This is a genomic window from Moorena sp. (genome assembly GCF_982860115.1).
The window spans coordinates 1-10,571 of the sequence record NZ_CEYLVT010000076.1; the positions used below are offsets into that span (position 1 = coordinate 1).

Here is a 10,571-nt window from a genome sequence, read left to right on the forward strand (position 1 = left end):
GGGATGCGCTGCATCAAGAGGTGCCACCCGTGGCGAATTTAATTCTAAATTCTTCATTCTAAATTCTTCATTCTAAATTCTAAATTCTTCATTCTAAATTCTAAATTCTTCATTCTTCATTCTAAATTCTTCATTCTTCATTCTAAATTCTTCATTCTAAATTCTTCATTCTAAATCAACATATTAGGGAAAATACTGAAGTCTATAGGATTAACTTTAACTAAAATAACGATAAAACCTACTAACCTGCTCCCAGCTCCGAAGTCCCTGCTCCCTTTCCTATACCTTTAAGGATGAAACTACAAACAAGACTGGAATTAGTAATACTAGTCATTTTCTTATGCGGCTGGATCATAGCTGGATTGATCACCTATGCTGTAGAACAGCAACATGCTCGTAAGGAAGTTGTTCATACTGCGGAAGTGCTCTTGAGTACAGCAGTGGCGGCTAGGGACTACACTACTGATCAAGTTCGACCGTTGCTCGGAGAACTGGAAACAGAAGAGTTCCTTCCCCAAACTGTGCCCTCCTATGCCGCTCAACAATTGTTCAAGGGTCTGAACCAGGACTATGACGGCTATACCTATGTCGAGCGGGCGCTTAACCCCACCAACCTCAAAGATCTGGCTGAGGGATGGCAAGTGGAGCTGATTCGAGAATTTATCACTCACCCCAATCTCAAGGAAATTATTGGGCAGCGCTCTACCAAGCAAGGACTCAAAAGTGTCTACGTTGCCCAACCGATCCAGATTAAGTCCCAAAGCTGTTTGCAATGTCACGGCAGCCCAGACGATGCTCCCCCAGCGTTGATTAAAACCTATGGTGATGCCAGGGGCTTTGATTGGAAGCTAAATGAGATTGTTGGGATCAGGTTGCTCTCTGTGCCTACGTCAATGCCGGAGAAACAAGCGCGACAGGCTATTTTTTCATTCTTATTGCTCCTAGCCAGCATTTTCTTAATCGCTTACACCACAGTCAGTCTAATCGTCAGGCGCTGGGTAGTTAATCCCCTCAACAGCATTGCTCACTTGGTGGAGGAAATCAGCCTGAGAAAGGTGGAAGGTTCGCAATTACCAGATGATCGCTCTGATGAAATTGGCAAGCTCAGCCAATCCATCAATAGATTGCTGATCAGCTTGAGTAAAGCCCTGTCAAACTGCAACTTACCCTCAAGTCATTCTGACGATATCTCTAACCCGAAATGACTGCAAAACACTTAAGTATTCTCGGCCTCACCGGTCTGTTGCTTTTAGCCTATACCTTTGTGAGTAGCAACCCAGACCTGGTATCAGACTCGATAGTGAAGTACCTACAGATTACGGTATTGATCTGTGGTAGTGTAGTGATCGTTAATTTTCTTTCCTTTCTCGTAGTTGATGTTTGGTTTGCCCGCTCCCAAGGTAAACAACCCTCAGCCTTGCTCAAGCTGGTTATTTCACTCTTCTTCTATGCAGTTTGCTCGGTTTTGATCTTAGAAATACTGGGGGAAAACATTGCAGCCGTCTTTACCACCTCAGCATTAATCACAGCAGTGATCGGCTTTGCTCTACAGTCTACTTTAGGCAACTTCTTTTCAGGGGTAGCCCTACGCATTGACCAACCCTTTCAAATTGGTGACCGAGTGATTATCCGTGATGTAGAGGGCGTAATCGAGTCGATCACCTGGCGCTCGATAGCGATACGTCGGTGTACTGGTGAAATGACTTACATTCCTAATGGGTTAATGTCAGATGACTTACTTACGGTGATTCCCACTAAGACATCCACGGTACAACCAGTGATGCGCTCTGTGGAATTTTTAGTTCCTGCTGCTTCTCCCCCCCAACAAGTCATTGATGCTGCCTATGAAGCAGTCCTGAATCAGCCCCACCCTAACATTAACCTTGACAAACCGATTCAAGTCAGGATGTGGGAATATGATTTAGCGGATCCAGGGCTGTTTATCACTTACAAACTTTTATACTTTCCTAAAAACTACAACATTGCTCCGCTACACACCGATCGCGAACTCTTACGCCGAGTCTGGTATGGGTTACACCGTGAAGGATTAAGTCCTAGGTATATTATCCCCTCCCACAAGCAGCACCTAAAACTCCTCAGCTCCATTGAATTCTTCCGCCACTTCAGCCTTGGGGCGCAGAAAATCCTGATCGAATATACCAAGCCTCTACTATTTGATGCTGGTGAAACCCTCAGTAGTAAAAATCTGCCCCAAGACGCTATGTTTATTGTGGTTAAAGGCTGCCTAGAGGTAGAGCAACAGGTGGTTATGACCTTGGGCAAGACTACAGTCAAAGCATTCAGTCATAGACCGAAAGCCCAACCCCCTACTCCATTAGATCAACAGGTGATTGAAAGGCTTGGCTATCAGCTAGCTCACTACATCGGTCCTACTGCTTTTTCTGTAGCCCATGAGGCGGCACAGCAGACATCGTCTCTCTACTGGCTTTACCAACTGTTAGCAGCAGAGATTCACGATCTTGAGCAACGGCAGGAATTTCTCAAGTACTCCCCTCCATTTCCTGTGGAACAGTTACAAGCCGGAGACTTCTTCGGTGAGATGACTCTTTTTTTAGGTAAACCCTTGCCAAAGGTTACCATCACTGCTGCCATGGAGACTGAAATTCTGGTCATCACTCAGGAGTCACTTACTGAAGCGTTACGGGACGATCACACACTCCTAGATCCGTTGAGCCAGGTAGTGGCTAAGCATCAGAGCAACTATCTGGCTGGAACAATGCAGATGTCTTCGTTAGAGGTGTTACCAGCAGATGCGATGAAGCTTCGCTTCCGCTAAAAGCGATCGCAAAGCAAATCGGCCATCTGATTAGTGCTTAGTTGTGGGGAATCGGGAATCGGAACCCACCCCTAACCCCTCCCAGGAGGGGAACGGGAATCGGGAATCGGAAATCGGGAATCGGGAATCGGGAATCGGCAAAGAGACGGGAGTATGGGAGGTGTGGTAGGTGTGGGGAGTGATAAAAGTCAGATCAGCTGAAAATGCCATGAGTTAACCACTCAGATATGTAAAATATCTGTAATCCTCTTTTCCCTACTGCAAATTGGTTTAATCTTCTAACAAGAGCAAAATTAAAAAGATTACAATCTCTTGAACTGGATTTAACCATGAAAATTGATCATGTTCACTTCTATGTTGAAGATGCTACAGTTTTTTGTGATTGGTTAGTCCAGACTCTTGGCTTTCAACGGGTCGCTAGTGGCAGTAGTCACCATACCTACACGGAAGTTGTCAAAAGTGGCTCAATCACGTTTGTTATCTCTTCAGCTCTGACATCAGCAAGTCCTATTGCTGAGTTTTTGCGTCTACATCCTCCTGGGGTGGCTGACATCGCTTTTCTAGTAGAAGACCTGGAAGCGGTGATTGAGAATGCGTCCGCTCAGGGAAACCAGGTGATACAGTCACCTCAGGAGCAATGTCAAAGACACGGACGGCTCAAGTGGAGTAAAATCCCCTCCTGGGGTTCTGTGGTTCATACCCTGGTGGAGCGGGATGGCTTCTGTGAGGAATCCTTTTTCCCAGCTCAGTTGAACTGGATCACGAAAACTGCTGATGGTAACCTACCCTCCCTGAGTAGAGAGGGAAACCAGGGAAATAAAAATCTTCAGACCATGTTTACCACCATTGATCATGTAGTACTTAATGTACCGGCTGGTGAGTTAGAACGGGCAGTAAATTGGTATCAACAAGTGCTGGGATTTTGCCCACAACAAATATTTTCTATTAAAACACAAAAGTCTGGTTTATACTCTCAGGTCATGGTTGATCCCACTGGTGAAGTCCAGTTGCCGATCAATGAACCAACGTCTGCTAATTCCCAGATTCAGGAATTTCTAGATTTCAATGGTGGAGCAGGAATCCAGCATATTGCTCTTAGAACTAGCAATATAGTAGAAGCGATCGCGCAACTCCGTGGTCGAGGTTTGCCGTTTATTGAAGTTCCTCCCAGCTACTACAGCCAGTTGCGGCAAAGACCAGGCAGCTCTAATTTACCTTTACCACCAGCAGAATGGGAAGAAATTGCTAGCAGACAAATTTTAGTAGATTGGCAGCAAGAGTTTTCCCAAGCTTTGTTACTTCAAACCTTCACCCAGCCCATTTTTGGCAAGCCTACTTTCTTTTTTGAAGTGATTGAGCGCCGCTTTCAGGCCAAGGGCTTTGGAGAAGGAAATTTTCGTGCTTTATTTGAAGCAATTGAGCGGGAACAGAACAAGCGAGGAAGTTTAGGAACTGGTGAATTATCCAGGTGAATTCAAGCTATTCCAGCTCGATCCCTTTTTCCTGCAATTTGGCTAAAAGGGCTTGCATCTGTTGTCGTTCCTGAGCCAACAAGGCTTCAGCTTGCTCTGCTCTCGATTCAGCTTCTTGCTTCCCTTGGGCTAACTCAATATAGGTAGCAAAGGGCTTGCCATCCGGTCGATAGATCTGGAGTTGTGTACCACTCATATCAAACCGAATCCCCAATCTCGGACTCACCCAATCGCTGATCGAGTCAATCACCTCTAACTTACCCTGATTACGCAACCAGCCACTCAAGTCCACTTTATCTGGGTCATAGAGATAATACTCTTCAACCCCATAGCGGTCATAAAATGCCAGTTTTTTGGCCATTTCGGTGAGGGTGTTTCCTGGAGAGAGTATCTCAAACACCACTTGTGGGGGGATATTATCTTCTTTCCACTGTAGATAGGAACTACGATCACCTTTGGGTCTACCAAAGATCACCATCCCATCAGGAGCAGTACAAATTTTATTATTGCCTTCTACGGGATACCACAGTAAGTCTCCTACCACCAAGACATTAGGGTCATCCTGAAACAGGGCATCTAAACCGCCTTGAATGGTGACAATCCAGCGAAACTGTTTAGTGTTGTCTGACATCGGTTTTCCATCACGTTCGGGGTAGATGACGTCTAGTTTAGTCGCAGAAGATAGGGGTGCAACCATGGCTTGACCTCTGTTATAGTGTTCAGATTCTTGACGGTTGACGGTTGAGTATTAAAGGTTTTGGAAAAACCCATCAACTATTTCTTCCAAGGGAACTTAGTACCCATCTCAGTTAGGGCAGAAAATACCAGATACAGGATCAGTAAACCAACAGTAGCTAGAAACAAAACAATATCATTATCCATAAAATTAAGGGAATCGGGAATCGGGAATCGGGAATCGGGAATCGGGGAAAATAATTAAAGATACCTCCTATTCAACCTTCCTCCTGTTCCTGATCAACAGATAACAATTGGTCAAGGCAACCCTGAAACTCTTCAACAGAAGCAATAGTAATTCCTTGTCGAAGTAAGGTTTTCAACACAGAGACCGACTCAATCTGGTTAATTTTCTCAACCAACTCCCTTGGCACATCCTCAAATCGTACCCGAAGGACTTCCAAAAGAGTCTCTCGACTAGTTTGGAGAATGCCTTCTTCCATCCCCTCTTTACGAGCAAGGCGCTCTATACTGGTAACATAGGGCATTGTGCTTTCTTCCTCAAAACGTCTGACTTGCTGTTTAAACCCAATCTGAAAGCTATCCGGTAATGTCATCATCCAGTCGATGAGCCGGAATAATTCTAGGATATCTTGTCTACTATACCCTCGTTGATAAAGACTCTTGGCAATGCTTAATTTGCCCTGATACCGTCCCTCGGGATTTTGAACAGTTTGCTGAGTGGTGCGATGTGCAGCCACAATCACAGCAAAAGGATTAGTGCTTTGTTCTAGTTTAGACAGCTGATAATCTAACAGCTTAGCTACTGGAAACTGCAATAAAACTCGACAACCCCAAATCTCGTAATTGTATTCACTTGGTCGCCAAGACTCTTCATCATCAGCGAGAACAGCTAAACTGACTACCTTCCGTCGATACATATCAAAGATGCGATAGTTGTAGACGTACATCCTTTCCGCAAAGACTGACTGAGCCTGACTCTGTACTTCCACATGAATCAGTACCCACGTTTCTTCACCGTCTTGTCGCCAAACTTTGACCAGTTTATCGGCTTCCCTGCTGCCAATTTCTGCATCTCGAGCCACCTGTTGGAATTCTGTATCAAGAAATTCATAGCCTTTTTCCCAGTCAATGTTACGGTCAATCTCGGGAAAAAAGAATGCCATGAAGGATTCAAAATAGATGGAAAGCGCTTCTTTCCAGGGATTATCGATCAGCGGCTCTTGGATTGGTCATTGAGTATGATCAAGCTGAATTATGCTATCTTAGCAAAGCCCTTGTCAGCCAATCCCTATCCAGCCAATTCCTGTTTAACATTTTTAAAAAACGTTGCAGACGCGATCGCTTTTAGCGATCGCAAAGCGGTTGCAAAGAAACATCCCTAAACCGGTTCTCATAATAATAACGTACACAAGATTGTTTCCCGATTCCCGATTCCCGATTCCCGATTCCCTTCTAAACCCTCAAACGCCTTTCAATCCCATTCTCCCAAAAATCACACATCTCCTGAACTGTCACCTCAATCACAGACTGACCATTTCCCACCAGTACTCGTAAACCAGTATTTTCCCCTTGAACAACACCCAGTTGTTGCCAATATCCTTCATCCCCCAACTGTTGCTGTAGATAAGATTCCCAACTTGTTTGGTGTTGAGGACTCACAGAAACCAGAATCCGACTCCCCCCCTCACCAAATAGCACCTGATCCCAGCGCAGGTCTAAGGACTCGGAGCTATAGCCTAGAGTAATTTCTGCCCCCAACTTACCTGCGATGCAGGATTCAGCCAAAGCTACCACTAATCCCCCTTCAGCACAGTCATGAGCAGAATTTACCCAACCTTGACCGATACCCTCTCGCGTTACCGTTTGGATACGACCCTCTAAATCAAAATCCACTACTGGTGGCTTGCCCGCAACTATGCCATGAATCGTTGCCAGATACTCGGACGCACCTAATGTAATTTGGGATTTAGTTTGGGATTGACTATTGTCCCAGTATTTAGTCCCCAATCCTAATAAATAGATTACATCCCCTTCAGCTTGCCAACCTTGACCACAGGTTTTAGTAATATCAGCAATTAATCCCACCATTCCCACAACTGGGGTAGGGTAAATCGACTCAGGATTCCCGTCACTATCAATGGTTTCGTTATACAAGGAAACATTCCCCCCAGTCACAGGAGTGCCCATTTCCCGGCAAGCCTCTGCTATTCCTGCACAAGCCGAAGCCAGTTGCCAGTAACCCACAGGCTTTTCAGGAGAACCAAAATTCAGATTATCCGTCACTGCCAAAGGTTCTGCACCCACACAGCTCAGATTCCGTGCTGCTTCTGCTACCACAGCCTTTGCCCCTTCATAGGGGTCAAGATAAACATAACGGGAATTACAATCCACAGTTGCCGCCACACCACCAGACGAGGTTACAGGTTGAAGGGTTGAAAGTTGAAGGTTAGTTTTAGTTGAACCTTCAACTTTCAACTCTTGTTCAACTTTCAACTCTTGTTCAACATTCAACCTTTCAACATTCAACCCTTGTGGGCGTAACCGAATCACCGCAGCATCAGCGTTTCCTGGCAAAATTAAGGTATTGTTCTGGACTTGGTGGTCGTACTGGCGATAAACCCAACGTTTCGACGCAATAGTTGGAGTATCTAGGAGTTGACCTAGGATGTCATTCCAAGTGTGATGTTTGCCGTTAATGTCAATACCTTTAACATTACAGGGAGGGAGGGATTCCTCATGCCATTCCCAAGCCTTCAATGCATAGTCTGGTGGTTCTGTCAATAGCTCCCGCTGATAAATTGGAGTATTATCGGCTAGAGCAGTAGCTGGGATTTCTGCTGCTACCTCTCCTTTAAACAAAATCCTGACCAAAGGTTCTTCGATTACCGTACCTGCTACCACAGCATGGAGTCCCCAACGGTGGAAAATATCTATCAGTTCTTGTTCTCGACCCTTGTGGGCAACAAACAGCATTCGTTCTTGGGATTCCGACAGTAAGTATTCATAAGGCACCATACCGGTTTCTCGCGCTGGCACCAGGTCTAAATCGAACTCAATACCCAAGCCCCCTTTAGCTGCCATTTCTGAGGTTGAACAGGTTATGCCAGCCGCTCCCATATCTTGAGCAGCCACTACTGCACCGGTTTGGAATGCCTCAAGACAGGCTTCAATTAGAGACTTTTCTATAAACGGGTCCCCCACTTGCACCGCTGGGCGGTCATCTAGGGATTGATCCGTAAGTTCCGCACTAGCAAAACTTGCCCCTCCCATGCCATCTCTACCGGTAGTGGACCCGACATAGAGCACAGGATTTCCAACCCCAGAGGCTCCAGAGGTAACAATTTCCGGGGTTTCCATCAGTCCCAAGGCCATGACATTGACCAAGGGATTACCAGTGTATGCCCGGTCAAAGTAAACTTCTCCCCCTACTGTAGGGACACCCACGCAATTGCCATAGTGACTGATTCCTGCTACTACCCCATTAAACAATCGTCTAGTGTTGGCATTATCCAAAGTCCCAAAGCGTAGAGAGTTTAAGACCGCAATTGGGCGAGCTCCCATGGTAAAAATATCCCGTAGAATACCCCCTACTCCGGTAGCAGCTCCTTGAAACGGTTCTACCGCTGAGGGGTGATTGTGGGATTCAATTTTAAATGCCAGTTGTAGCCCATCACCCAAGTCTACAACACCAGCATTTTCTCCAGGACCAACTAGAATACGTTTTCCTTCTGTGGGAAATTGCTTCAGTAGAGGACGGGAGTTCTTGTAGCAGCAATGTTCCGACCACATCACACCGAACATTCCCAGTTCAGCTTTATTGGGATGACGCCCTAGGCGCTGGACAATTTCTTCATATTCAGAAGGGGTTAAGCCTTCAGCAGCAATCTCTTCTGGGGAAAAGGAGGTCGAGGAATTAGTGGGCATATCACTCTGGCACAAACGGCACAGAGATTATTTTATAGAGTATTGAGCCAATTATGATCAATAGCCAGACTTCTTCAGCTCCTTTGGTTCCCGTCCTTTGGATTTTTGCGATCGCGTAGCGGTTCCAAAGGAACATCCCGTAGCGGTTCCAAAGGAACATCCCGTAGCGGTTCCAAAGGAACATCCCGTAGCGGTTCCAAAGGAACATCGCATTTTTGGATTTTTGCGTTCGCGAAGCGGTTCCAAAGGAACATCCCGTAGGGTGACCACAGGTCAATCCCGTATTTTAAGCTGACCGCTGACCACTGACCACTGACAACTTACAAATTACAACTTACAAATTACAACTTACAACTTACAACTTACAACTGACTTCTGCTATACCTTGCCAATTCCTTAGCCACTATAAAATCACCCACGTGGGTAATGTCCCGGATATATTTCCCGTATTACTCTGTAAGCATAGCTGCAACTTACAATCTTATCACCCCTAAAACCGCAGCTCTATCAATCTATCTATTGGAGGCAAATTCATTATGTCTAGAAATTTTGATCATATAGCCTACTCTGTGTCCACCCTAGTTTATCAATACAATTCCTATAGTCCAAACACAATCGAATACGTTTTATTCAATCAAGGACTCCTAGCCGGTCTGGAAAGACAAAGCGAAGCTAGCGACAGTCCAGTTTACCTAGAAGGATATCAAATAGGACAGACCTATTAAGCTGTTCTCGGGGTTATCCACTTATGGCTTTGCACGCACTGGGGGGAATGGGGGAAGCAATTAGCGTGGTTTCCCCCTCAGGGGACTTCAACTATTGGTGGGATAAACTCGTCCTCGCCACTGAGTCGGTTGTTGCCCAGCAGAAAGGAAAATGCGAACTACAGCCAACGGATCTGCCAGAGGAGAAAGTATCAATCCTGGATCAGACTACGAATTTCTCTGACTTGTTCGATATACTCACCATCATTCCAAACCGGTACAACTCCCTCGTAAGAAATCGGTTCAACTAAATCAATCCATGAGCGACAGCCTCCGTACTCTTGGTGGTAGGGAGTGATCACAGGCTCAAGTAACTGATAAGTACGCAACAGCAGTACATATAAAGGTTGACGTGGCTTCCACTTCCAACGCTCACTCACAAATTCTTCATTCCAAATATGATAGGGTAGCAGAGCAGCAACAGTTGATTGCTCCGTTACTGGCAAAATATCAGTAATAGACGCCCAGCTACCAATCCGAACAGTTTCCGGATGCCAACCTGAGGGCACAGGTTTCACTTGTTCACCATAGTCAGGTTTAAGCAAATTAGGCTTTTGATGCTCATAGGTAGGGTAGAGTAAAACCTTGGGGTGAGCCACTCTAAAGCAGTTGCCTTGTTCACGAATACCGCCTTTGCGTAACAGCATAATTGTTTTGCCCGCTTCTAAGGCATCAACCGCAACAGCCCATTCTTTCAGGGCATGGGTAGTAGTTGAGAGCATAAGTTTAGTAATGGGACTTTTCTGATAACAATAAAAGGTTTGCGTTTTCCTAGGATAGGATGTCAAGATTACTCTCAGTAGGGAATAGGGAGCGGTGCGACCCAAGGGCGATTTAATCGCCCATTGGAAAGCGCACCGAGGGAATAGGGAGCGGTGCGACCCAAGGGCGATTTAATCGCCCATTGGAAAGCGC

General features: G+C 45.7%; 11 protein-coding genes. 5 read left to right on the forward strand and 6 right to left on the reverse strand.

Features of this window, described 5'->3' with window-relative positions; genetic code table 11:
• Nucleotides 1–293 precede the first annotated feature (293 nt).
• Both AC4II3_RS14865 and AC4II3_RS14870 read left to right on the forward strand, forming a co-directional pair.
• On the forward strand, nt 294–1,205 hold the full coding sequence (locus tag AC4II3_RS14865; RefSeq protein ID WP_488013057.1) for a c-type heme family protein: 912 nt from the start codon (nt 294–296) through the stop codon (nt 1,203–1,205).
• Complete coding sequence (locus tag AC4II3_RS14870) at nt 1,202–2,797, forward strand: mechanosensitive ion channel domain-containing protein (protein ID WP_488013055.1); 1,596 nt, start codon at nt 1,202–1,204, stop codon at nt 2,795–2,797. Before AC4II3_RS14865 ends, AC4II3_RS14870 begins: the two co-directional genes overlap by 4 nt.
• A 30-nt stretch (nt 2,798–2,827) precedes the next feature.
• Here the strand turns inward: AC4II3_RS14870 and AC4II3_RS14875 are convergent, their stop codons facing one another.
• A complete protein-coding gene (locus AC4II3_RS14875) occupies nt 2,828–3,007 on the reverse strand; it encodes a hypothetical protein (RefSeq protein ID WP_488013053.1) in 180 nt (59 codons plus the stop codon).
• A gap of 119 nt (nt 3,008–3,126) precedes the next feature.
• On the opposite strand from AC4II3_RS14875, the gene hppD reads away from it, so the two are divergent.
• On the forward strand, nt 3,127–4,269 hold the full coding sequence (gene hppD / locus AC4II3_RS14880; protein ID WP_488013051.1) for a 4-hydroxyphenylpyruvate dioxygenase: 1,143 nt from the start codon (nt 3,127–3,129) through the stop codon (nt 4,267–4,269).
• A 7-nt stretch (nt 4,270–4,276) separates the two neighbouring features.
• Here hppD and AC4II3_RS14885 read toward each other — a convergent pair whose 3' ends face one another.
• The gene (locus AC4II3_RS14885; protein ID WP_488013049.1) at nt 4,277–4,966 is read right to left on the reverse strand and encodes a Uma2 family endonuclease; all 690 of its coding nucleotides are present in this window, start codon (nt 4,964–4,966) and stop codon (nt 4,277–4,279) included.
• A gap of 256 nt (nt 4,967–5,222) precedes the next feature.
• Nucleotides 5,223–6,131: an RpnC/YadD family protein gene (locus AC4II3_RS14890; protein WP_488013047.1), complete on the reverse strand. Its 909-nt coding sequence runs from the start codon at nt 6,129–6,131 to the stop codon at nt 5,223–5,225.
• A gap of 75 nt (nt 6,132–6,206) precedes the next feature.
• Here AC4II3_RS14890 and AC4II3_RS14895 point away from each other — a divergent pair, with 75 nt between their 5' ends.
• A complete protein-coding gene (locus AC4II3_RS14895; RefSeq protein WP_488013045.1) occupies nt 6,207–6,350 on the forward strand; it encodes a hypothetical protein in 144 nt (47 codons plus the stop codon).
• Between the two features lie 70 nt (nt 6,351–6,420).
• On the opposite strand, the gene purL is transcribed toward AC4II3_RS14895, so the two are convergent.
• Nucleotides 6,421–8,892, reverse strand: coding sequence for a phosphoribosylformylglycinamidine synthase subunit PurL (gene purL, locus AC4II3_RS14900; RefSeq protein ID WP_488013043.1), 2,472 nt, complete (start codon nt 8,890–8,892; stop codon nt 6,421–6,423).
• Nucleotides 8,893–8,949: 57 nt separating this feature from the next.
• Complete coding sequence (locus tag AC4II3_RS14905) at nt 8,950–9,162, reverse strand: hypothetical protein (protein ID WP_488029354.1); 213 nt, start codon at nt 9,160–9,162, stop codon at nt 8,950–8,952.
• Between the two features lie 266 nt (nt 9,163–9,428).
• Here AC4II3_RS14905 and AC4II3_RS14910 point away from each other — a divergent pair, with 266 nt between their 5' ends.
• A complete protein-coding gene (locus AC4II3_RS14910) occupies nt 9,429–9,617 on the forward strand; it encodes a hypothetical protein (RefSeq protein WP_488013039.1) in 189 nt (62 codons plus the stop codon).
• 191 nt (nt 9,618–9,808) lie between these two features.
• On the opposite strand, the gene AC4II3_RS14915 is transcribed toward AC4II3_RS14910, so the two are convergent.
• The gene (locus AC4II3_RS14915; protein WP_488013037.1) at nt 9,809–10,378 is read right to left on the reverse strand and encodes a DUF1802 family protein; all 570 of its coding nucleotides are present in this window, start codon (nt 10,376–10,378) and stop codon (nt 9,809–9,811) included.
• Between the last annotated feature and the right edge of the window lie 193 nt (nt 10,379–10,571).

What these genes read in the sequence shown, in the direction of transcription:
- hppD (WP_488013051.1), top strand. Translation starts at nt 3,127, where the DNA reads ATGAAAATTGATCATGTTCACTTCTATGTTGAAGATGCTACAGTTTTT.
- AC4II3_RS14915 (WP_488013037.1), bottom strand. Translation starts at nt 10,378, where the DNA reads ATGCTCTCAACTACTACCCATGCCCTGAAAGAATGGGCTGTTGCGGTT.
- AC4II3_RS14910 (WP_488013039.1), top strand. Translation starts at nt 9,429, where the DNA reads ATGTCTAGAAATTTTGATCATATAGCCTACTCTGTGTCCACCCTAGTT.
- AC4II3_RS14895 (WP_488013045.1), top strand. Translation starts at nt 6,207, where the DNA reads ATGATCAAGCTGAATTATGCTATCTTAGCAAAGCCCTTGTCAGCCAAT.
- AC4II3_RS14865 (WP_488013057.1), top strand. Translation starts at nt 294, where the DNA reads ATGAAACTACAAACAAGACTGGAATTAGTAATACTAGTCATTTTCTTA.
- purL (WP_488013043.1), bottom strand. Translation starts at nt 8,892, where the DNA reads ATGCCCACTAATTCCTCGACCTCCTTTTCCCCAGAAGAGATTGCTGCT.
- AC4II3_RS14885 (WP_488013049.1), bottom strand. Translation starts at nt 4,966, where the DNA reads ATGGTTGCACCCCTATCTTCTGCGACTAAACTAGACGTCATCTACCCC.
- AC4II3_RS14870 (WP_488013055.1), top strand. Translation starts at nt 1,202, where the DNA reads ATGACTGCAAAACACTTAAGTATTCTCGGCCTCACCGGTCTGTTGCTT.
- AC4II3_RS14890 (WP_488013047.1), bottom strand. Translation starts at nt 6,131, where the DNA reads ATGGCATTCTTTTTTCCCGAGATTGACCGTAACATTGACTGGGAAAAA.
- AC4II3_RS14875 (WP_488013053.1), bottom strand. Translation starts at nt 3,007, where the DNA reads ATGGCATTTTCAGCTGATCTGACTTTTATCACTCCCCACACCTACCAC.